This window comes from Loigolactobacillus coryniformis subsp. coryniformis KCTC 3167 = DSM 20001, assembly GCF_002706425.1.
GTDB classification, from domain to species: domain Bacteria; phylum Bacillota; class Bacilli; order Lactobacillales; family Lactobacillaceae; genus Loigolactobacillus; species Loigolactobacillus coryniformis.
In genome coordinates this window covers 2,055,124-2,078,172 of sequence record NZ_CP017713.1, presented here as the reverse complement: position 1 = coordinate 2,078,172, position 23,049 = coordinate 2,055,124, and the positions used below count along the sequence as shown (strand labels likewise).

General features: G+C 44.3%; 10 protein-coding genes, 12 tRNA genes, 3 rRNA genes, 2 pseudogenes and 1 riboswitch. Of the genes and pseudogenes, 22 read left to right on the top strand and 5 right to left on the bottom strand.

Annotated features, from left to right (window positions below):
- Positions 1–6 precede the first annotated feature (6 nt).
- The 3 genes from alsS (at position 7) to LC20001_RS10310 (ending at position 4,304) form a co-directional block, all read left to right on the top strand.
- Positions 7–1,686 carry an acetolactate synthase AlsS gene (gene alsS, locus LC20001_RS10320; RefSeq protein WP_056943321.1) on the top strand — a complete coding sequence of 560 codons (1,680 nt, stop codon included), beginning with the start codon at positions 7–9 and terminating at the stop codon, positions 1,684–1,686.
- Positions 1,687–1,780: 94 nt separating this feature from the next.
- On the top strand, positions 1,781–2,506 hold the full coding sequence (gene budA, locus LC20001_RS10315; protein WP_010010589.1) for an acetolactate decarboxylase: 726 nt from the start codon (positions 1,781–1,783) through the stop codon (positions 2,504–2,506).
- 43 nt (positions 2,507–2,549) lie between these two features.
- Positions 2,550–2,728: riboswitch (Lysine riboswitch) on the top strand.
- A 112-nt stretch (positions 2,729–2,840) separates the two neighbouring features.
- Positions 2,841–4,304: an amino acid permease gene (locus LC20001_RS10310; protein WP_010010588.1), complete on the top strand. Its 1,464-nt coding sequence runs from the start codon at positions 2,841–2,843 to the stop codon at positions 4,302–4,304.
- A 98-nt stretch (positions 4,305–4,402) separates the two neighbouring features.
- Here the strand turns inward: LC20001_RS10310 and LC20001_RS10305 are convergent, their stop codons facing one another.
- A complete protein-coding gene (locus LC20001_RS10305; protein WP_010010587.1) occupies positions 4,403–5,908 on the bottom strand; it encodes a helix-turn-helix domain-containing protein in 1,506 nt (501 codons plus the stop codon).
- Between the two features lie 290 nt (positions 5,909–6,198).
- Between LC20001_RS10305 and LC20001_RS14780 the strand changes: the two are divergent.
- Positions 6,199–6,513, top strand: a pseudogene (locus tag LC20001_RS14780) (ISL3 family transposase); the annotation flags it as partial.
- On the opposite strand, the gene LC20001_RS10295 reads toward LC20001_RS14780, so the two are convergent.
- Complete coding sequence (locus LC20001_RS10295) at positions 6,512–7,885, bottom strand: IS701 family transposase (protein ID WP_145955953.1); 1,374 nt, start codon at positions 7,883–7,885, stop codon at positions 6,512–6,514. The pseudogene LC20001_RS14780 and the gene LC20001_RS10295 overlap by 2 nt on opposite strands.
- Positions 7,886–7,981: 96 nt before the next feature.
- Here LC20001_RS10295 and LC20001_RS10290 point away from each other — a divergent pair.
- Positions 7,982–8,974: pseudogene (locus LC20001_RS10290) on the top strand (ISL3 family transposase); the annotation flags it as partial.
- Between the two features lie 53 nt (positions 8,975–9,027).
- On the opposite strand, the gene LC20001_RS10285 reads toward LC20001_RS10290, so the two are convergent.
- Positions 9,028–9,693 (bottom strand): deoxynucleoside kinase, encoded by a 666-nt coding sequence (locus LC20001_RS10285; RefSeq protein WP_010009283.1) that lies wholly within the window; start codon positions 9,691–9,693, stop codon positions 9,028–9,030.
- 448 nt (positions 9,694–10,141) lie between these two features.
- Here LC20001_RS10285 and serS point away from each other — a divergent pair, with 448 nt between their 5' ends.
- The 16 genes from serS (at position 10,142) to LC20001_RS10205 (ending at position 17,984) form a co-directional block, all read left to right on the top strand.
- Positions 10,142–11,419 carry a serine--tRNA ligase gene (gene serS, locus LC20001_RS10280; protein WP_056943348.1) on the top strand — a complete coding sequence of 426 codons (1,278 nt, stop codon included), beginning with the start codon at positions 10,142–10,144 and terminating at the stop codon, positions 11,417–11,419.
- A 587-nt stretch (positions 11,420–12,006) separates the two neighbouring features.
- Positions 12,007–13,576: ribosomal RNA gene (locus LC20001_RS10275) — 16S ribosomal RNA — on the top strand.
- Between the two features lie 210 nt (positions 13,577–13,786).
- Positions 13,787–16,709, top strand: a 23S ribosomal RNA gene (locus LC20001_RS10270).
- Positions 16,710–16,787: 78 nt separating this feature from the next.
- A 5S ribosomal RNA gene (gene rrf, locus LC20001_RS10265) occupies positions 16,788–16,904 on the top strand.
- The 16S, 23S and 5S rRNA genes sit together here with 12 tRNA genes alongside, the layout of an rRNA operon.
- A gap of 10 nt (positions 16,905–16,914) precedes the next feature.
- A tRNA-Asn gene (locus tag LC20001_RS10260) sits at positions 16,915–16,987 on the top strand.
- A gap of 9 nt (positions 16,988–16,996) precedes the next feature.
- A tRNA-Ser gene (locus LC20001_RS10255) sits at positions 16,997–17,086 on the top strand.
- A gap of 11 nt (positions 17,087–17,097) precedes the next feature.
- Positions 17,098–17,169: transfer RNA gene (locus LC20001_RS10250), tRNA-Glu, on the top strand.
- Between the two features lie 4 nt (positions 17,170–17,173).
- Positions 17,174–17,246 (top strand) — tRNA-Val (locus LC20001_RS10245).
- A gap of 8 nt (positions 17,247–17,254) precedes the next feature.
- Positions 17,255–17,328 (top strand) — tRNA-Asp (locus LC20001_RS10240).
- 18 nt (positions 17,329–17,346) lie between these two features.
- A tRNA-Phe gene (locus tag LC20001_RS10235) sits at positions 17,347–17,419 on the top strand.
- 5 nt (positions 17,420–17,424) lie between these two features.
- Positions 17,425–17,505, top strand: a tRNA-Tyr gene (locus tag LC20001_RS10230).
- 10 nt (positions 17,506–17,515) lie between these two features.
- Positions 17,516–17,589, top strand: a tRNA-Trp gene (locus tag LC20001_RS10225).
- A gap of 2 nt (positions 17,590–17,591) precedes the next feature.
- Positions 17,592–17,664: transfer RNA gene (locus tag LC20001_RS10220), tRNA-His, on the top strand.
- 12 nt (positions 17,665–17,676) lie between these two features.
- Positions 17,677–17,748 (top strand) — tRNA-Gln (locus LC20001_RS10215).
- A 34-nt stretch (positions 17,749–17,782) separates the two neighbouring features.
- Positions 17,783–17,853, top strand: a tRNA-Cys gene (locus LC20001_RS10210).
- 47 nt (positions 17,854–17,900) lie between these two features.
- Positions 17,901–17,984 (top strand) — tRNA-Leu (locus LC20001_RS10205).
- A gap of 364 nt (positions 17,985–18,348) precedes the next feature.
- Here the strand turns inward: LC20001_RS10205 and LC20001_RS10200 are convergent.
- The gene (locus tag LC20001_RS10200; RefSeq protein WP_010010162.1) at positions 18,349–19,329 is read right to left on the bottom strand and encodes a LacI family DNA-binding transcriptional regulator; all 981 of its coding nucleotides are present in this window, start codon (positions 19,327–19,329) and stop codon (positions 18,349–18,351) included.
- Between the two features lie 13 nt (positions 19,330–19,342).
- Entirely contained in the window at positions 19,343–20,839 is a 1,497-nt protein-coding gene (locus LC20001_RS10195) for a sucrose-6-phosphate hydrolase (protein WP_003678869.1), read from the bottom strand.
- Between the two features lie 243 nt (positions 20,840–21,082).
- On the opposite strand from LC20001_RS10195, the gene LC20001_RS10190 reads away from it, so the two are divergent.
- Entirely contained in the window at positions 21,083–23,044 is a 1,962-nt protein-coding gene (locus tag LC20001_RS10190; RefSeq protein WP_003678871.1) for a sucrose-specific PTS transporter subunit IIBC, read from the top strand.
- The last annotated feature ends 5 nt before the right edge of the window (positions 23,045–23,049 follow it).

Below are 23,049 nucleotides of genomic sequence, written 5' to 3'. Positions count from 1 at the left end.
TTATAAATGACGGAAAAACAACGCTATGGCGCCGATGCCATCCTTGAAAGTTTGATCAACCATGACGTCAAATACGTTTTCGGGATTCCCGGTGCAAAAATCGATCGTCTGTTTGAACTATTAGCTCACGCCGACAATGCGAAGCGGCCTGAATTAATTGTTGCCCGCCATGAACAAGGGGCTGCATTTATGGCTTCTGGGATTGGTCGGATCACTGGTAAACCTGGGGTCGTTATGACTACTTCTGGTCCTGGGGTCAGCAACTTAGCAACTGGTATGGTTACTGCAACTGCTGAAGGGGACCCTGTTTTAGCAATTTCTGGACAAGTACAGCGCGCTGACTTACTACGGTTGACGCACCAAAGCATGGCTAATACTGCTTTGATGGCACCAATTACGAAATATAGTGCAGAAATCCAAGAACCAGAAAATGCTTCTGAAGTGATCGCCAACGCTTATCGTGCGGCTTTATCTGCCAAACAAGGTGCCAGTTTTGTTAGTGTGCCCCAAGATGTGGTTGATTCAAAAATTGAACGGCCATCTGTAATGCCATTACAGGCACCTAAGTTAGGGCCGGCTAGTCCTGCTGATATTACGATTTTAGCGCGCAAGATCAAGGAAGCTAAGCTGCCAGTATTGTTAGTGGGGATGCGCGCTTCTTCTGCTGAAGTAACACGGGCATTGCGCAATATTTTATACGTTTCCGATATTCCAGTTGTTGAGACGTTCCAAGCTGCGGGAATTATTTCACGGAACTTGGAGAAAAACTTCTTTGGTCGTGTCGGTTTATTCCGTAATCAACCAGGTGACATGTTGTTGAAGCAAAGCGACTTGGTGATTACGATCGGCTATGATCCAATCGAATACGAACCACGTAACTGGAATGCAGAAAACGATGCGCGGATCGTAGTGATCGACGATATGGCGGCCGAAATCGATCATAATTTCCAACCGGAAACTGAATTGATCGGCGATATTGCCCAGACGCTGGACTTCTTATTGCCATATTTGCGCGGCTATGAAGTTAAAGCCGAATCCAAGGATTACTTGGAAGGATTACACGATCAGTTTGAAAAGCGTGACTTACCACCAGTTGTCGCACCAGAAACTAAATTGACCCATCCGTTAGCGGTTATTTCAGCGCTACAAAAACGGGTGACTGACGAGATGACGGTAACCGTTGACGTTGGTAGTTTCTACATTTGGATGGCACGGCATTTCCGGAGTTATGAACCACGGCATTTGTTATTCTCTAATGGGATGCAGACGCTAGGGGTTGCTTTACCATGGGCAATTTCAGCAGCTTTATTGCGACCAAATACACAGATTGTTTCCGTTTCTGGTGACGGTGGCTTCTTATTTACAGGTCAGGAACTAGAAACGGCGGTGCGCTTGAATTTGAACATCGTCCAATTGATTTGGAACGATGGTGCTTATGATATGGTCAAATTCCAAGAAGAAATGAAATACGGTCAAAGTGCGGGGACTGATTTTGGTCCAGTTGACTTCGTGAAGTATGCGGAAAGCTTTGGTGCAACTGGCTTACGTGTTGATCAAGCTGGTGATCTGGAAAAGGTGCTCGATCAAGCTTTTGCAACTAAGGGTCCTGTGATCGTTGATATTCCGATCGATTATTCCGATAACAAAAAACTCGGACAAACGATTTTACCAGATCAATTCTATTAAAAATCACTGATTTTTGAATCAGTGTCGTTTATGATTAAGCTAACAAAACGTGGCTAAATTTTAGCCACTCTCTAAATGGGAGGATGTTTATTTAATGGCAGAGCAAAAAAAGCAGTCAGTTCTTTTTCAACACGGTACGCTTAGTTTGTTAGTGCCCGGTTTATTTGAAGGGACAATGACTGTGGGTGAGTTGTTGCAACATGGTAATTATGGTATTGGGACAGTGCAAGACTTTAATGGTGAGTTGGTCGTACTTGATGGCCACGCTTATCAAGTAGTTGAGTCGGGCGCGGTCAATGAATTGTCAGCGGAGCAATCCGTACCTTTTGCAACGGTCCATTTCGATGATCCGCTGGAACAAATTGAATTATCTAATTTGAATAAGACTGAAGTTGAACGTTATTTATTGCAAAACTACCCGTACCGCAATGTATTCTTCGCGGTTAAAATTACGGGTGAATTTGCTCATATGCATACGCGGGTCGTTGAAGAGCAACAAAAGCCTTACCCGAGCTTGACGGAAGCAACTAAAACGCAGCCAAAGTTTAACCAAGATAATATTCATGGCACCTTGATCGGCTACTATGCACCAGAATTGTTCCAAGGGGTAGCAGTCGCAGGCTATCATGTACATTTCTTAAGTGACGATCATAAGACGATCGGTGGTCATATTTTGGATTATCGTTTGCAAAAAGGTCAAGTTGCGATCCAACCATTTGCCACGTTGGAGCAGCATTTCCCACTGGATAATCACGACTTCTTACACCAGAATTTTAACTATGATGGTATGAGTCAATCGATCAACCAGGCAGAAAAATAAGCACTAGCCTTGTTAAACAATTAAATATTCGGTATACTATTAACAATTAGATTGAGGTTGCAGAGATCATGAGTCACCAGTCGGAGGCGAAAAGCGTCATTGAGGGCTGGCAAAAGGGTGATCTGCCGAAATGCTTAATTGCTTTTTCAATTAAGTGTTGGGGCTTGGCTGAATAAGTCAAGTACTGTCGTGATGAAGTCATCACGGGGCGCTATCGACTGACAGAAAGAGACACCGTCTTTTTGTGTAGCAGTGGGTGCTACATAAAAGGGCGGTTTTTTGTGTTTAAGTGGCGCACCTCTAAATTTAGACTTGGTTCAGGAGGAATTTTTAGATGGCGCAACAGCATATTGATCATGAACAAGGCAGCGTAAAGCGTGAGCTGAAGACGCGGCATTTGTCGATGATCGCATTGGGTGGCAGTATTGGGACTGGCTTATTTGTCGCTTCAGGTTCGGCAATTTCGACTGCTGGTCCTGGTGGGGCATTGATCGCCTATATCGGGATTGGCTTGATGGTGTATTTCTTGATGACTAGTTTGGGCGAAATGGCAACTTATATTCCGGTATCGGGATCTTTTGCCACGTATGCTGGTCGTTTTGTGGATCCAGCGTTGGGCTTTGCAATGGGTTGGAATTATTGGTTTAACTGGGCGATCACTTTGGCGGTGGATGTATCCACGACTGCGATCGTGATGCATTTCTGGTTACCGCATATTCCTGGTTGGATCTTCAGTATGTTTTTCTTAGCGGTGATCTTTATTATTAACGCCTTATCAGTGCGCTCATTTGGTGAGACTGAGTATTGGTTATCGATCATCAAAGTCGTCACGGTTATCGTCTTTTTGATTGTTGGTTTCTTAACGATCTTCGGTATTATGGGCGGTAAGGGCCCCGCAATTGGGCTACACAACTTTACGATCAGTAAAGCACCGTTTGTCGGTGGGATTCCAGCAATTTTAAGTGTGTTCGTGGTTGCCGGCTTCTCCTTTCAAGGAACGGAATTGATCGGAATTACAGCCGGAGAATCAGCCACACCGGAAACTAGTATTCCTAAGGCAATCAAACAAGTTTTCTGGCGGATTTTATTATTCTACATCCTAGCAATTTTCGTGATTGCAGCAATCTTACCGTATACCAGTAAGGATCTACTTGGTTCGGGTGCCAGTGATGTGGCGATCAGTCCATTTACGTTGGTATTCCGGCGCGTTGGCTTAGCTAGTGCTGCCAGTGTGATCAATGCCGTGATCCTAACGTCAGTGATCTCAGCAGCTAATTCCGGGATGTACGCTTCGACACGAATGTTGTGGGCCATGTCGAAGCAACATATCGCACCGAAAATTTTTGGTCGTGTGAACGGCCGTGGTGTTCCCGTTGCTGCCTTATTGATGACGACCGTTGTTGGCTTGTTCACTTTCCTGACTGGCATCTGGGGACCACGGATCTATCTGTTCTTAGTTTCGGCTTCCGGGCTAACTGGTTTTATTGCATGGCTAGGGATCGCGATTTCGCATTATCGGTTCCGTAAAGCCTTTATCGCGCAAGGCCATCAGCTAAGTGAGTTGAAATACCACGCTAAGTTATTCCCATTTGGACCGATTTTGGCGATGGTACTAGGTATTTTGGTTATTATTGGCCAGGATCTACATGCGGTGAAGACTTTTGATTGGCAAGCGCTAGGGGTCAGTTATATGAGTGTGCCACTGTTCATTATCTTGTTCACGTATTACAAGATTCGTTACAAGACCCACATGATTCCATTGGATGAAGTGGACTTGACTAAGATCCATCATGATTAATGATTAAAGGGAAAGAAGTGCTAGTAGCCGTCATGGTTGCTGGCACTTTTTTTGTCGCGAATCATAAAAATAACCGCCGCGCAAAGCTGCGCAACGGTTTAGTTGGATCTTGTAGTTGTTTGTTTAGCCATATAAAGTGTTTTGATCTCGGTATATAACTGAAAAAAATTAGTATCATGGGCTTCTAGATTCCAATGTAGGATAGGAATACCTGTGGTGGCCATTTGTTGTATTAGCGGGGCTTGAGTATCAATAGTAGATAAAATTAAATCAGCATCAGTCGGTTGTGCCGGTGGTTGCATGACTTGCGCGATTTTTAAGAACTTTAGGAAGCGTTGAAGCTCGTCAGTTAAGCGGTCGTTATTTTCAGCCACTAGCCAAATGCGGACCATTTGGTGGTCTTCAAAGTGATGCAATTTCGGCTGCAGCAGATAGCATAAATAAGTGGCAAGCTGTTCACGGTGATGATAAAGCTGTGCGGCATTTTGCGTTACTGTGGTCCGGCTGAGAAAGGCTAGTATATATTGATAAAGTTGTGTTTGGGTGTAACTAGTCAAGTCGGGCTGATAAAAATCAATCACTTTTGGGTAATTACCTTGTAACGCAGTCGTGGTCATCAATAACCGCAAAATATTATAAGTTAATGTTGGTTCGTTAGTGACAGTCAATTTAGTCTTGTAAGTAGTTGATAGGTTACCTAAAAGTTCCACAGTTAACTGCCATAAAGGACTTTTCTGCTCAGTTAGGTAGGCCGTCAGCTGGTGTGCACGCTGTTGGGTAGTCGTTGCAGAAGTGATCAAACTAAATTGCGCGAAAAAGAAGAATTCAGTCTCACGTTGTCGATTGCGCGCGGAAAGATAATTAAATAACTCAGTTGGTAGACTTAATTGTTCAAAACTAGGATTATGTGCGGTGAGAATTTTGAAAAGATTATTATTGTGGATCAAATAACCATTGGTGATGCGCACACGCATGATACCAAGCAACAATCTTTTTTGTAAAGTAAGGATCGTGTCATTTGCTGGTGTGTTAACGGTTGTAAGTGATTGCTGGAGTGAACTTTCACTAAAATGATGTAACGGCCAGCGCATACCATGAAAACCGATCCAATAAACAATAAATAGAAAATAACGAATATTGCATTCATCACCAACAATTTTCAGATCCGTATAAGAAAATCGCAGTGAGTACTGCAACATGAAACGTTTTAAAGCCGCTGACTTGCGGAGTAAGGTTGATTTACTGACGAAGTGTTGTTCACAAAACTCACTAACTGAAGGCGCTGCTTCTTGGACTAGATAATCAATAAACTGAAAGACTAAGGATTGTTCCAGTAGAAAAAGGCGATAGCGCTCTAAAGAAGTTTTGAACGTGTGTTGAGATAGTAATTCATGTCGATTAAGGGTTGAATCGAGTTGTGGATTCATTGTTTGCATATCCTGTAATAGATCTTGAAAGGTATTATAAGTTTGTTGATATGAAAGGTGTAGCTGTTCACTAATATCATTGATCGTAAACGAATTAGTACCAGCTGATTTTAGAACGCGAAACATCTGAAACTTCTGCAGATCCGCTTTTTCTAAAAATATTTCTTCAAACAGCATCACAAAGCTCCTTACAAGTATTTATTTTGTGGCTACTTTTCTCATTTTACTATTCTATTACCTAAAAGCAAAGCGACGCTGAACGTACTTTGACTAACAAAAAAGCCTAAAATCAATGACTGACTTTAGACTGAGAAGTTTATTAGGTTCTATACTTTTTCCTGTTGATAGCTTACTTAACATGGTAATCTATTAGCAGGATTTTTTAGTGCAAAATAAAAAAGGCCCATAAGCCTCGCACCTAAAAAATCCACCCACTACAGCATCTTTTTTAAAGGACGTGAAAACTTATGGACCCTGTAGATAATAATATAAAATTTGTGCTCAGTATTAAAGACCCAAATGTAGTTTTTTACAAATATAACTATCAAGTGATTAAAGCTAAGCGCGCAAAAGTATATATAGCCACGGTTAAGTTCGACCAGAAACATTGCGCTAACTGTGGCTTTTGCGAGCTAAGTCATAATGGACACTACGTATCACGCGTGACCTATCTGGCAGCGAATGCGAGTGAACCAGTTTATTTAGAACTCCATAAAGAACGCGTCATTTGTCGTAATTGTAAAGCGTCGTTTATGGCTACTTCTGATGTGGTACAGCACTTTACAGCTTTTCACTGACCCCCGACCAACAAGAAGCCAACCACTGAATCACCACTTTGGCCGGTGTTGTTTTTAACCGCCTTTGCACTTGCCGCGCTAAACTAGCCAAAAACAGCGCCGCTTGAATTTGCCGACTTAACCAGAGTTTGCGTTCACGCAAACTTTTGGTTACCAAAAAAGCTAAACTAGGTTGGGTCAATGGCAATACGATCATCAAGGTATACGCCGTATTCAATAAATGATGATCGGCTTCAATCTTGGCTACTGAACGCACGGCGTAATCACCGAAGTGCCAGAATGTTTTCATTTCATAAAAATAGGTCTCGATCGCCCAACGTTTTTGATAGTAGGCCAACGCTCGTAGCGCTGGCGCAGGGGCGCTGGTCTCCGGCGTCCGATAGGTGAGCTGGGTCGGATCAACGGCTAGGGTTTCGGTTGTGATCGCCGCTAATTCTTCGGGCGCGCTCGTCGCCATGAACAGACGACAAGTCGTCTTGCGTTGTACGCGGATCATGTAAACTGGCTGGGGCATCAAGCGTGTCAGACACCGCACTATACCGATCTGATCTCCGGCCGAACAAAGATTTAATGCAATATTTCCCAAATGGATCTGGTCACCATATTTCCGCGGCCGGCCGCGCTTACCGGTGCGTTTGGGTAAGCCAAACATGGCGGTATCTTTACGCACATTGGCGATCATAGCTAGATTAGGTTGCGTCATGACCAGTTGGTTGATCTCAGCTTTGGGATACCAACTGTCACACAGTAGGAACACTTGTTGGTCGCTGGCGATCGATTTCAAAGTCGTCTTGATCATTTGCGCCGCTTGCTGGTATTTGGTCGCCTGTTCCGCCTGATAAAGGTGCGTGGCTAACGGCAAGAACGTATAAACTGGCTGGTCATCTTGGTCCCGCTGTGTTGGGATCATCAGACCTAAAGTAACGAAATCATGGGCATTGACGAGCCGCTTACCCGTATGTGCGGCGTGATCGAATAGATATTTGACGCCGGTAAATTTGTGGCCGAACTTGGGTTGGACCGTGTCATCCAGAACCAATAATAAGGGCAAGTCCTGACAAGTAGTGGGAATCAAGGTCAGTAAATACGTCAAGTTGCGCACTTCTAACTGTGGCAAGTGGTTACCGATCACTGCCAAAGCCCGATAAAACGTGTTCAAAGAATGCTTCGTCACCCGGCCCAGAAATTGTTCAAATAAGTGGCGGATCGAGTGGCGGTCACCGATCACTAACAACGCTAGACACAACCAAAAATAGTTAAGGCCCATTGGCTTAGACAAGCCAGCCGCTTTTAAATCAGAAAAATAGGCGTGGAGGGTGGTTAAAAGTGATGATTTTTGATAAAATGAGTTCAACACGAATCCTTCTTTCTAAATGGTTTTTTGTCGAACTCATTTTAGCAAAGAATAGGCATTCGTGCCTTTTTATATCCAAATTTTTTTAAAAAGCTGTAAAGTGCTGATGTGGTAGACAAGTACTGTTGTATCTCCCGAGCCACGCGTCAGAAAGTGTTTATGAGTCTACAAGACGACCGCACTCAAGCTAGCATTGCGATCGATGCCGGCATATCAGCTAGCACTGTCTGTCGTTACTTAGACAACTATGATGACTTATTTCGCAGAAATCTTAACTATCTACCGGTTCATCTCGTCATGGATGAATTTAGAGGAATTGGTGGTCGGCTCCATTTCATCTGTATTAATGGCGCTGGTGAGCACGAAATTCAACAAATTCTGCCAGACCGATTCAAGCAAAGTATTACTGATTATTTTAAACAATTTCCAGCAAGTGTTCGAGCACGTGTCAAAACAGTTACCGTAGATCTAAATAGTTACTATCAAGACATTGCCAAGGCAATGTTTCCGCAGGCAAAAATTGTGATCGACCGCTTTCACATCATTGCAATGATGACTCGAGCTTTTAATCAAACTCGGGTACAAACCATGAAAAAGTACAATAAAAGATCCTATGAATATCGCACGTTAAAGTTCGCCTGGCGGCTTTATTTGAAGTATGCCGGAAATCTAGATGAGGAACATGTCTTTTATGACCGACACCTGCGAAAACAACTCACACAACTAGAACGTGTAGAACAAGGACTGACAATTAACGAAGAACTTAAAGCATCGTACGAGTCGATGCAAAGCATCATGGAAAACCTTAAGAATCAAGACAAAGACAAGCTTGTGGAAGATCTATATACAAATCAAAATATAAGTCCCTACATGAAAGCAGTGTTTCAAACGTTCAAAAAGAACTTAGTGGTTGTACTCAACGCCAGTGAATCGGACTATACGAATGGCCCAGTCGAAGGCATGAATCGAATGATTAAACAAATTCAACGCACAGCATTTGGATTCCGTAATTACCATCATATGATTTCACGTATTAAGTTACGGCAAATGAGAACAAAACCAATGAAAAAAACAGAGTTGAAAGTCGCATGACTTTCAACTCTGTAAAAGCTATTCATCAACAGGATTTGACAAAGAGCCGTTTATTATTGGTGATTGCTAGCAGCAGATGCTGGTTGCCGGAGGCTAGCTAATTTTTGATCAATTAGCTCAATGACCCGCTTACGGGCAAGCTCATCGCTGACGAAGTCAAGTTGATCACCATCGATTTGGATTTTAGGACTTTCATTATAATCATCGTACCATTGTGAATAACGTTGATTTAACGTCCGGTAATAATCGTAAAGGCTAGGGTCTTGCGTGATCTGTTCATAAGGCCGGTTACGCTTTTCGATTCGTTTTAACATGGTTTCAAAAGAAATGTTGATATGGACCAGTAAGTCAGGACGTTTATGGTAGTCTTGCTGTGGTAATTCTTGAAGCATGTTATCTAATAATGAATCATACACGGCAACTTCTGTTTCAGTCGCCCGGCCTAGATCCGCGTTTAAGTGGAACAATAATGAATCTTCGAAGATTGACCGATCCATCACACTGTTAGTGATGCGATCAGCAGCTTTTAATTGAGCCATCCGTTTATTTAAAAAATAAATCTGGAGTAAGAAGGCATACTTTTTTGGATCCTGATAGAAATAAGGGAGAACGGGATTGTCATCAACGGATTCATAGAAGGCTTGCGAATTTAAATGTTCCGCCAATAGCGTAGTAAGGCTTGTTTTACCTGCGCCAATTGTTCCTGCAAGTACGATCATAATAATAGGCTCCTTGTTTTCGGTTTTTAATTGGGATTGTTTAACGAGCAATAACACAAGTTTAGGCCCGTACAAATAAGTTTAACCTTAAATGGGTCTGAACAGCACCATATATTGTATCATGCTGAAAATCGATTGCAATATGTGGCACAACTTTTTTCGAGTTGCCTTTTATTAAAAATTCGAGTACACTAACTACATTATTTAAACGCGATGATGTGCCTAAGGTCTGTTAAGAGAAATGGTGGTAGCTGCAAAGCCATTCGGACCGCTTCCAGCACAATAGCGGGCAGTTAATCCTGCACGGTCAACGATCGTTATCGACAATTGAGGGTGGCTAATGATAGTCAAACTTGGGTGGTACCGCGAAGCTGATTCGTCCCAATTACGGGGATGAGTCGGCTTTTTTTGTATTGCGTTTAAAATTTAATTAATGGAGGATTTAATCATGTTAGATGTTAAAATGATTCGGCAAAACAAGGAAGAAGTGAAACAGCGCTTAGCAACACGTGGTGTTGATCCAGCAGAGATCGATCACTTAGTTGAATTAGATGAAGCACGGCGGGAACAAATTGCCGTTTCTGAAAACTTAAAGCAAAAACGCAATGAGGTTTCTAAGCAAATTGCTGAATTGAAACGCAATAAAGCAGACGCAACAGATATGATCACAGAAATGCGCGAGGTTGGTGCTCAAGTTAAACAAGTTGATGAAAAGCTTGCCGGGCTAAATGAACAAGTTCGCTATATCGCAGTTCGTTTACCTAACTTACCAGATGCATCGATTCCAGTCGGTCCAGACGAATCAGCTAATCATGAAGAGCGCAAGATCGGTACACCGCGCCAGTTTGATTTTACGCCGAAACCACATTGGGAGATTGGTGAAGATCTCGATATTCTTGATTTTGAACGCGGCGCTAAAGTGGCCGGCAGCCGTTTTCTCTTCTATAAAGGTTTAGGTGCTAAGTTAGAACGTGCCGTTTATAATTTCATGCTGGATGAGCATGAAAAAGAAGGCTATACCGAAATGATCACACCTTATATGGTCAATGATGATTCGATGTTTGGGACGGGCCAGTTCCCTAAGTTCCGGGAGGACGTTTTCTCAACGGTGACTGATGACAAAGAAATGACCATGATTCCGACCGCTGAAGTACCATTGACTAATTACTATCGTGGTGAAATTTTGGATGAAGCACAATTACCGGTTTACTTCACAGCGTTGAGTCCATCGTTCCGTTCTGAAGCAGGTAGTGCTGGTCGGGATACTCGTGGCTTGATTCGACTACACCAGTTCAATAAAGTGGAAATGGTCAAGTACGTTAAGCCAGAAGAATCATTTAATGAATTAGAAAAAATGACAGCTAATGCAGAAAATATCTTACAAAAGCTTGAATTGCCCTATCATGTTATTACTTTATCAACTGGTGATATGGGCTTTTCTGCGGCGAAAACTTACGATCTAGAGGTATGGATTCCGGCGCAAGAAACTTATCGTGAAATTTCAAGTTGTTCAAATTGCTTAGATTTCCAAGCGCGCCGTGCACAGATTCGTTACCGTGATAGTGAAGGCAAAGTCAATTTATTACACACATTGAATGGATCAGGCTTAGCGGTTGGTCGTACTGTTGCAGCTATTTTAGAAAATTATCAAAATGAAGATGGCAGTGTGACCGTACCGAAAGTTCTTGTTCCTTATATGCGTGGTGTAGAAAAAATCACTAAATAATAGAAACGAACAGTAACGAATGCATAATTACCCTTTTACGGTAATTATGCTTTTTTAATACGTACAATTATAAAGATAAATTAATTAGCATTCGTAATCTGAAATAAAGCAAATTTTAATTATAAATATCCTTGACGCTACCGCGAAATGTTGATATAGTATTTGTTGTTGTCAGTTATAGCTCGTGTCGTTGAAAAAAGTTTTTAAAACTTTTTGTTGACATATCTTGCTTAACTTGATAAACTAATAAAGTTGTCACTTGTTGAGTTATTCATTTCTACTTGCATAAAGATGCAGAGTAAAAGCTTGATTTAACAAGGCATAACGAAATCAGAAATGAACGGCTTGAATATTTATTCAAAAAGTTCTTGACAAGCTTCGCTCGTCATGATAAACTGATTAAGTTGTGTTGAGCAACAAGGTAGACCTTTGAAAACTGAACAAAGTTTCGACAAATCAAATGTGTAGGGTCTTTATTTTTTACCGGCCTTCGGACCGGTTCGAGATAAAGCAAACATTTGCGAAGTCAATTCAATTTGAATTATAACTCGCTAGCAACAAAATCAATTGAGCAATCAATTTTCATTTTATATGAGAGTTTGATCCTGGCTCAGGACGAACGCTGGCGGCGTGCCTAATACATGCAAGTCGAACGCACTGACGTCGACCGAAGCTGCTTGCAGTGGACGTTGATTGACGTGAGTGGCGGACGGGTGAGTAACACGTGGGTAACCTACCCTTAAGTGGGGGATAACATTTGGAAACAGATGCTAATACCGCATAACCATTCAGACCACATGGTCTGAATGTAAAAGACGGCCTTTGGCTGTCACTTTTGGACGGACCCGCGGCGTATTAGTTAGTTGGTAAGGTAACGGCTTACCAAGACAATGATACGTAGCCGACCTGAGAGGGTAATCGGCCACATTGGGACTGAGACACGGCCCAAACTCCTACGGGAGGCAGCAGTAGGGAATCTTCCACAATGGACGAAAGTCTGATGGAGCAACGCCGCGTGAGTGAAGAAGGTTTTAGGATCGTAAAACTCTGTTGTTGGAGAAGAACAGGGACTAGAGTAACTGTTAGTCCTTTGACGGTATCCAACCAGAAAGCCACGGCTAACTACGTGCCAGCAGCCGCGGTAATACGTAGGTGGCAAGCGTTGTCCGGATTTATTGGGCGTAAAGCGAGCGCAGGCGGTTTTTTAAGTCTGATGTGAAAGCCTTCGGCTTAACCGAAGAAGTGCATTAGAAACTGGGAAACTTGAGTGCAGAAGAGGACAGTGGAACTCCATGTGTAGCGGTGAAATGCGTAGATATATGGAAGAACACCAGTGGCGAAGGCGGCTGTCTGGTCTGTAACTGACGCTGAGGCTCGAAAGTATGGGGAGCGAACAGGATTAGATACCCTGGTAGTCCATACCGTAAACGATGAATGCTAAGTGTTGGAGGGTTTCCGCCCTTCAGTGCTGCAGCTAACGCATTAAGCATTCCGCCTGGGGAGTACGACCGCAAGGTTGAAACTCAAAGGAATTGACGGGGGCCCGCACAAGCGGTGGAGCATGTGGTTTAATTCGAAGCAACGCGAAGAACCTTACCAGGTCTTGACATCCTTTGACCACTGTAGAGATACAGCTTTCCCTTCGGGGACAAAGTGACAGGTGGTGCATGGTTGTCGTCAGCTCGTGTCGTGAGATGTTGGGTTAAGTCCCGCAACGAGCGCAACCCTTATGACTAGTTGCCAGCATTTAGTTGGGCACTCTAGTAAGACTGCCGGTGACAAACCGGAGGAAGGTGGGGATGACGTCAAATCAGCATGCCCCTTATGACCTGGGCTACACACGTGCTACAATGGTCGGTACAACGAGTTGCGAACCCGCGAGGGTAAGCTAATCTCTTAAAGCCGATCTCAGTTCGGATTGTAGGCTGCAACTCGCCTACATGAAGCCGGAATCGCTAGTAATCGCGGATCAGCACGCCGCGGTGAATACGTTCCCGGGCCTTGTACACACCGCCCGTCACACCATGAGAGTTTGTAACACCCGAAGTCGGTGGGGTAACCCTTTTAGGGAACTAGCCGCCTAAGGTGGGACAGATGATTGGGGTGAAGTCGTAACAAGGTAGCCGTAGGAGAACCTGCGGCTGGATCACCTCCTTTCTAAGGAATAATTACGGAAACCTACACGATTTGTTTTGAAACTTTGTTTAGTTTTGAGAGGCTTACTCTCAAACGTTGTACTTTGAAAACTGGATATTCAATTTCTTTGTAATATATAAACCGAGAATTAACACTGCGTTTTAAAGAGTTTTTTAAGAAAGTATTTCTTAATCGCTAAACTCTAACCGTGATACCGTTAGGTATCAAATAGGTTAAGTTAAGAAGGGCGCACGGTGGATGCCTTGGCACTAGGAGCCGATGAAGGACGGTACTAACACCGATATGCTTCGGGGAGCTGTACGTAAGCTTTGATCCGGAGATTTCCGAATGGGGGAACCCAGCCAACTTAGTCGTTGGTTACTCATAAGTGAATACATAGCTTATGAGAGGTAAACGTGGGGAACTGAAACATCTCAGTACCTGCAGGAACAGAAAGAAAATTCGATTCCCTAAGTAGCGGCGAGCGAACGGGGAACAGCCCAAACCATGATGCTTGCATTGTGGGGTTGTAGGACTGAACTTTGGAGTTACCAAAGTCGTTGATAACTGAGTCAGTTGGAATGCTGAACAAAACAGGGTGAAAGTCCCGTAAGTCAAATCAACGGCTCTTCGTTCAGGATCCTGAGTACGGCGGAACACGTGAAATTCCGTCGGAATCTGGGAGGACCATCTCCCAAGGCTAAATACTACCTAGTGACCGATAGTGGACCAGTACCGTGAGGGAAAGGTGAAAAGAACCCCGGAAGGGGAGTGAAACAGTTCCTGAAACCGTGTGCCTACAATTAGTTAGAGCCCGTTAATGGGTAATAGCGTGCCTTTTGTAGAATGAACCGGCGAGTTACGTTTGCATGCGAGGTTAAGCTGATAAGGCGGAGCCATAGCGAAAGCGAGTCTGAATAGGGCGTTTAGTATGTAGACGTAGACCCGAAACCAAGTGACCTACCCATGTCCAGGTTGAAGGTGTGGTAAAACACACTGGAGGACCGAACCCGTGTATGTTGAAAAATGCTGGGATGAGGTGTGGGTAGCGGTGAAATTCCAAACGAACTTGGAGATAGCTGGTTCTCTTCGAAATAGCTTTAGGGCTAGCCTCGGAATTGACCATCATGGAGGTAGAGCACTGTTTGGACTAGGGGCCCGTCTTGGGTTACTGAATTCAGATAAACTCCGAATGCCATTGATGAATTATCCGGGAGTCAGACAGTGAGTGATAAGATCCATTGTCGAAAGGGAAACAGCCCAGACCACCAGTTAAGGTCCCCAAATTTATGTTAAGTGGAAAAGGATGTGGGGTTGCATAGACAACTAGGATGTTGGCTCAGAAGCAGCCACCATTTAAAGAGTGCGTAATAGCTCACTAGTCGAGTGACCCTGCGCCGAAAATGTACCGGGGCTAAACATAATACCGAAACTGTGGATGACCACTTATGTGGTCATGGTAGGAGAGCGTTCTAAGGGCGTTGAAGGTTGATCGTGAGGACAACTGGAGCGCTTAGAAGTGAGAATGCCGGTATGAGTAGCGAAAGACAGGTGAGAATCCTGTCCACCGTATGACTAAGGTTTCCTGGGGAAGGCTCGTCCTCCCAGGGTTAGTCGGGACCTAAGCTGAGGCCGCAAGGCGTAAGCGATGGCCAACAGGTTGAGATTCCTGTACTAGTTTATTTTGTTTGAACGATGGAGGGACGCAGGAGGCTAAAGGATCCGCACGATTGGAAATGTGCGGCCAAGCAATAAGTCTTGGTGTGAGTCAAATGCTTGCACCTGTACGGACAAGTTGTGATGGGGAGCGAATTTAAGTAGCGAAGTCCTTGATGTCACACTGCCGAGAAAAGCTTCTAGTGAGAAATAAACTACCCGTACCGCAAACCGACACAGGTAGTCGAGGAGAGTATCCTCAGGTGTGCGAGAGAACTCTCGTTAAGGAACTCGGCAAAATGACCCCGTAACTTCGGAAGAAGGGGTGCTGATCTAACGATCAGCCGCAGTGAATAGGCCCAGGCGACTGTTTATCAAAAACACAGGTCTCTGCTAAATCGTAAGATGACGTATAGGGGCTGACGCCTGCCCGGTGCTGGAAGGTTAAGTGGATGAGTTAGTACTTCGGTACGAAGCCCAGAAATGAAGCCCCAGTAAACGGCGGCCGTAACTATAACGGTCCTAAGGTAGCGAAATTCCTTGTCGGGTAAGTTCCGACCCGCACGAAAGGCGTAACGATCTGGGCACTGTCTCGACGAGAGACTCGGTGAAATTATAATACCCGTGAAGATGCGGGTTACCCGCGACAGGACGGAAAGACCCCATGGAGCTTTACTGTAGCTTGATATTGAGTGTTTGTACTGCTTGTACAGGATAGGTAGGAGCCGTTGAAGCCGGAACGCTAGTTTCGGTGGAGGCATTGGTGGGATACTACCCTTGCAGTATGAACCCTCTAACCCGCGCCACTCAGCGTGGCGGGAGACAGTGTCAGGTGGGCAGTTTGACTGGGGCGGTCGCCTCCTAAAAAGTAACGGAGGCGCCCAAAGGTTCCCTCAGAATGGTTGGAAATCATTCATAGCGTGTAAAGGCATAAGGGAGCTTGACTGCGAGACTTACAGGTCGAGCAGGGACGAAAGTCGGGCTTAGTGATCCGGTGGTTCCGTATGGAAGGGCCATCGCTCAACGGATAAAAGCTACCCTGGGGATAACAGGCTTATCTCCCCCAAGAGTCCACATCGACGGGGAGGTTTGGCACCTCGATGTCGGCTCATCACATCCTGGGGCTGTAGTTGGTCCCAAGGGTTGGGCTGTTCGCCCATTAAAGTGGTACGCGAGCTGGGTTCAGAACGTCGTGAGACAGTTCGGTCCCTATCCGTCGCGGGCGTAGGAAATTTGAGTGGAGCTGTTCCTAGTACGAGAGGACCGGAATGGACATACCGCTGGTGTACCAGTTGTGCCGCCAGGCGCATCGCTGGGTAGCTAAGTATGGCCGGGATAAACGCTGAAAGCATCTAAGTGTGAAGCCCCCCACAAGATGAGATTTCCCATTCCTTTATGGAAGTAAGACCCCTGAAAGATGATCAGGTAGATAGGTTGGAAGTGGACGTGTCGTGAGGCATGGAGCGGACCAATACTAATCGGTCGAGGACTTAACCAAGTAGCATTTACGCAGGTTAGTTCAAGGGCAAATAAATTGAATATCCAGTTTTGAGAGCGTAACGTTCTCAGAAAGTGGTGTGGTGGCGATAGCAAGAAGGATACACCTGTTCCCATGTCGAACACAGAAGTTAAGCTTCTTAACGCCGAGAGTAGTTGGGGGAGCACCCCCTGCGAGGGTAGGACGTTGCCACGCTGTTTATAATTCCGGCTTAGCTCAGTTGGTAGAGCGTCTGACTGTTAATCAGAATGTCGTTGGTTCGAGTCCGACAGCCGGAGTCGAGTCATGGAGAGTTGTCCGAGCGGCTGAAGGAGCATGATTGGAAATCATGTATACGGGTATTGCCTGTATCAAGGGTTCGAATCCCTTACTCTCCGTCAGCTATGCTGGCCCGTTGGTCAAGTGGTTAAGACACCGCCCTTTCACGGCGGTAACATGGGTTCAAATCCCGTACGGGTCATTATGGAGGTTTAGCTCAGCTGGGAGAGCACCTGCCTTACAAGCAGGGGGTCACAGGTTCGATCCCTGTAACCTCCATCAACATTGGTTCCATGGTCTAGTTGGTTAGGACGCCTGCCTGTCACGCAGGAGATCACGGGTTCGAGTCCCGTTGGGACCGCTTATAATATTTTCATATGGCTCGGTAGCTCAGTCGGTAGAGCAATGGATTGAAGCTCCATGTGTCGGCAGTTCGATTCTGTCCCGCGCCATTTATGGAGGAGTAGCGAAGTGGCTAAACGCGGCGGACTGTAAATCCGCTCCTTCGGGTTCGGTGGTTCGAATCCACTCTCCTCCATTTTTATAATAGGGATATAGTTCAATGGTAGAATCACGGTCTCCAAAACCGTTGATGTGGGTTCAACTCCTACTATCCCTGCCATGGCGGTATTGGCGAAGTGGTTAACGCACCGGATTGTGGCTCCGGCACGCGTGGGTTCGATTCCCACATACCGCCCTTGTACCATATTGGGATATAGCCAAGCGGTAAGGCAACAGACTTTGACTCTGTCATGCGCTGGTTCGAATCCAGCTATCCCAGTTTAAAAGTTTCAAGGTATTTGAACCTTGATGATGGCGGTATAGCCAAGTGGTAAGGCAAAGGTCTGCAAAACCTCTATCACCGGTTCAAATCCGGTTACCGCCTTTGTATTAAAAAGGTATGGTATCCATGCTTTTAAAAATAAGTATTATGCCGGCGTGGCGGAATTGGCAGACGCGCTGGATTCAAAATCCAGTTCCCTCGCGGGAGTATCGGTTCGACCCCGATCGCCGGTATTGATGTCCGAATATGGACACAATCGAATAAGTGCAATCTTACTAAATTAATTTTTAGTAGGGTTGCTTTTTTGTTTGTTCTGAGCTTCAATTCCTTGCTATAGTGGATGTTCTTTTTGGCTTCTTCCAAGCGCTTTCTCATCGATTCCACGCTGTCGTGCAAAAGTGGCGTTCTCGATATACCTGACTGTTGAAACGCCTCGATCAGTTTGAGTTTTTCAAGGGCAGTGAGTTTGGATCTTGGCATATAATAATCCCTCCATAATCATCAGATGAAATACAATAATTCATCTGATGATTATGGAGGGATTATCGCAACCTCGTTTACTGTTGGTAGGAAGCTTTTTTGCGTGTTTAATTCAACTTAACGCGTTGTTTGGCCATTGATCAATTTGACCGGCAATTGGTAGCGTGGTTGTAAAGCTACATGGTGGTCTTTGATTCTTTGTAGCAACAGATCAATCAATAAAGTAGCGATATCATCGATGGGTTGCATGATCGTAGTTAATTCGGGATGATAATCTTGAATTAATTTAGTACCGTCATAGCCAACTACTTGTAAGTCAGTTGGGATAGCCAAGCCTAATTTTTGCGCTTCATTTATTAGTAAAAGTGCCGATAGATCATCGGTACAAAAGACACCGTCCGGTTTTTGATCAACGAGTAACTGATGGATCTTTAAGGCTTTGATATTAGCGGCGGTATGAAAATCGATCTCAGCAGTGATTGGTTGTAGGTCGGCTGCTTTTAGAGTATCGGCATAGCCATTTAAGCGTTCCGTCGTTGGAGAATTCGGCTGGTTGATTCCAGAAAGGATGACGATTTTTTTAGCCCCAGCTTTTAGTAATGCTTCCGTTGCCAATGCGCCGCCGGTATAATTATCGCTGCTGACGATTGGAATCGTATTTGATAAGGCACGGTCAAACGAAATGATGGGCAAACCGACGCGTTCATATTCCGCAATGCCTAGATTATGAGCACCGGCAATAATACCATCAACTTGGTTGGCAATCAACATTTGTAAATACGCCCGCTCTTTTTCTTTATTCTCCGCGCTATTACATAAGATGACTTTGTAGCCTTTGGCGAAAAGATGGCTTTCTAGTAATGAAACGAGCTCACCAAAAAAAGGGTTACTAACTGATGGGAAAATAACGCCGATTAATTTTGTTTCCTTACCTTGCAGCGAACGTGCTAGACTGTTGGGCTGATAATTTAGTTCCTGCATTGCGGCAAATACTTTATCTTTAGTGTGTTGCGATAAAGAACCGTAGTTATTGATCACTCGTGAAACGGTAGTAGCGGAAACGCCAGCTAATTTGGCGACGTCAGTTAGTTTGACCATCGTGTATCATTCCTTAATCTATGGCGTTTAATTGCCAAAATTTTCCGGTGAGCTCAGCCGTTGTGGGACTGCTAACTGATAGTTGTTGTTGGCCCGGCTTGGGGAAAAAGCGTGCAGTCAGGGTAGTGTAACCATGATTGAGGTACATCTCGCAAACTGAATGGTCAACAAATAAATTTAAAGTGATCGCGTGATGGGCTGGTAATTGACTCGTGCGGACTGTGCCGTATTTTTCAGCAAATGGTTCACCAGCAGCTTGGCGATCAACAGTGACAACACCGGTTTTACTGTTTAATTTTACCTCAAAAAAGGCAGAAGCGTCACTATTTTCTGCGATGTGTAGTGTAATTTCTTGATCTGCGGCAAGGTTTAAAGCCAACTCGTATTGTTGACCACTGTTAGCTTGGATAACTGTCGGTGCTGGCGTTGCCTGAACGTTGAATTGTTGCTCATCAGTGCGTAATTTTTGATTCTCGCTGACAGGGTATTGATAAAGGTGGCCGTCCTTGATCGTTAATTCCTTGATCAGACTTAAACAATGGGCCCAACCGTAACGATCAGTGGGATAGTCGATCTCAGGCAAGCCAATCCACGACACGGCTAACGCACGGCCATCCGGCGCATTGATCGCCTGCGTGGCATAAACGTCAAAACCATCATCTAGTAATTTAAGTGAGTATTGTGCGTTGAAAGTTAAGTTTTCCCAGTCGACTTGGTCACTAAGCAAATAAGTATTGGGATAAATATTTTGGTAAGCGAGTGTTGACTGTGCTAAACCTTGGGGACAACTGATCAAAACAGTGGTATTGCCGATTTGGATTAAATTAGGGCATTCGATCATATAGCCAATTTTGGGTTGGTCTAGTTGTAGCGGGCCCATAAAATCCCATTGGTGTAGGTCATTGGACTGATAAACAAGGATAGTGCCTACTTTGTCGTTAGTTTGTCCACCAATAAATGCCCAATATTGGTCTTGTTTTGCGATGATCTGCGGATCACGAAATTCACTGGTGTAACCAGCTGGTGGTTCGCTGATCAATGGTTTACTTAATTTGGTGAGCTGGTTATGCTGGTCCAGCACAGCGCCGTTTTGATATGGGTGACGTTGCCAATTTGCGTCGCGCACATTACCGGTATACATCAGAAATAATTGATTGCCAAGTGGTAAGGCAGAGCCGGAATAGGCGCCGTGACTATCGTAGGCAGAATCTGGTAACAGATCGCCAGCTGTCTTTTGCCAGTGGACTAAATCATCGGAAGTTAAATGACGCCATGATTTTAACCCATGAACTGGGCCAAAAGGGAAGTTCTGGTAGTATAAATGCCACTTGTTATTGAAATAAGCAAAACCATTAGGATCGTTCAGTAGTCCGCTATCGGATTGAATGTGATAGCCCAAACGCCAAGGAGATGTGCTGACAGTTGCTAAAAGTGCTTGTTGTGTAGCAGGGGGCCATTTTGAATAACTTTGATATCTAAGTGCGCGTGTCCATTTTTTAATTAAAGTCATGCTCGATTCCTCGATTTCTACTAGTTAGAATATAACGATCCATTTTAAATGCAATCGTTAACTTTACTTGCTATATTAGCTTTTATACCATTTTATGTCAAACGATAATCATTTACTAGATCTTTTATTTATTATGAATCGATGATTGTTAATTTTTTAAATGATATACGTTTGACAATTTTAAAAAAGTGAGTATGATAATAAACATAAAGCGATTACATAAAATAGTTGGAGGTAATGATAATGGATCATGCAAAGGTGGCCAAGGATGTTCTTAGTGCTGTTGGTGCGGATAATATTCAAGCAGCAGCGCATTGTGCAACGCGTTTACGAATGGTGATCAAGGATGAAAGTAAGATCAATCAGAAAGCATTGGACGCGAATCCTGGTGTTAAGGGGACGTTTGAAACTAACGGTCAATTTCAAATTATTATTGGACCAGGGGATGTAGATAAGGTATATGCCGAACTGATCAAAACAACTGGATTGAGTGAAGCGACACCGGATGATATCAAAGCTGCAGCAGTTAATGGTAAAAAGATTAATCCGTTTATGGCTTTGATCAAGGTCTTATCTGATATTTTTATTCCGATCATTCCTGCGTTAGTTGCCGGTGGTTTGTTAATGGCTTTAAATAATGTTTTAACTGCTGAACATTTATTTATGGCAAAATCAGTTGTCCAAGCTTATCCCGCGTTGAATGGTTTTGCCCAGATTGTCAATACGATGGCTTCGGCACCATTTACGTTCTTACCGATCTTGGTTGGGTTCTCAGCTACTAAGCGTTTTGGGGGGAATCCTTATCTAGGGGCCGCTATGGGGATGATCATGGTTGCTCCGGATTTGATCAATGGCTATGCGGTCGCGACCACAATGGCCGCTGGTAAGATGGTTTTCTGGAACGTTTTTGGCTTGAACGTTGCTCAAGCTGGCTATCAGGGTTCTGTCCTACCAGTATTAGTTGTTGCGTGGATCTTAGCCAATTTAGAGAAGTATTTCCATCGCCATATTTCTAGCGCGTTTGATTTCACATTTACACCAATGTTGGCTATTATCATTACTGGTTTTTTGACTTTTATCGTGGTTGGTCCGGTGATGCGCGGCGTTTCAGATGGCTTAACGACTGGATTAGTTTGGCTTTATAACACAGCAGGAGCGTTTGGTACCGGAATTTTTGGGACTTTCTATTCTGCGATTGTGATCACTGGTTTACATCAAACTTTTCCGGCGATCGAGACGACCTTATTAGCCAATGTTAAACAAACTGGCGGTTCATTTATTTTCCCGATTGCTTCGATGGCGAATATTGCTCAAGGGGCTGCTTGTTTGGCAGTATTCTTTGTCACTAAGAATAAAAAGCAAAAAGGGTTGGCTTCTTCAGCTAGTGTTTCAGCTTTACTTGGTATTACTGAACCAGCAATTTTTGGGGTCAACTTAAAGTTAAAATTCCCGTTTGTTTGTGCAATGATCGCTTCTGGAATCGCTAGTGCAGTAATCGGGGCAATGCACGTCTTATCAGTTTCTATGGGACCAGCCAGTGTGATCGGCTTTATCTGTATTTCAGCCAGATCAGTACCAGGTTTTCTGATCGGGGTCGTTATCAGTTTTGTGCTTGGTTTCGCATTGACTTTTGTCTATGGTAAGCGCGTTTTGAACGCTACACCGGAAATGGCCGCCGTTACTGATGCGGCCGCCGACATCAATTTAGCACCGGAAGCCAGTGATGCTGGTAAGGTTCAAGACGAAATCGTTGCTGCGCCGGTAGCAGGTGAATCAGTGCCGCTGCAACAAGTTGATGATCAAGTTTTCTCTGCCGAGATCATGGGTAAAGGTGCCGCAATTATTCCGAGTGATAACAATGTTTACGCACCAGCTAGTGGTACGGTAACGGTGACCTACGATTCGATGCATGCTTACGGTATCAAAACCGATGCTGGAGCCGAAATATTGATCCATTTAGGTATCGATACAGTTAATTTAGCGGGTGCTCACTTCACGACTAGCGTACGTAAAGGCCAAATCGTACAACAAGGTGATCTATTAGGTACGTTTGATGTGGCGGCAATCAAAGCAGCGGGCTACGATTCAACAGTCATGGTGATCATTACCAATACATTAGCATATGGTGGCGTTGATCGGATCAATAATCAAACTGTTAAATCTGGCGAGCAGCTGATTGCCTTGACCGAAAATATCAATCAATAATGAGG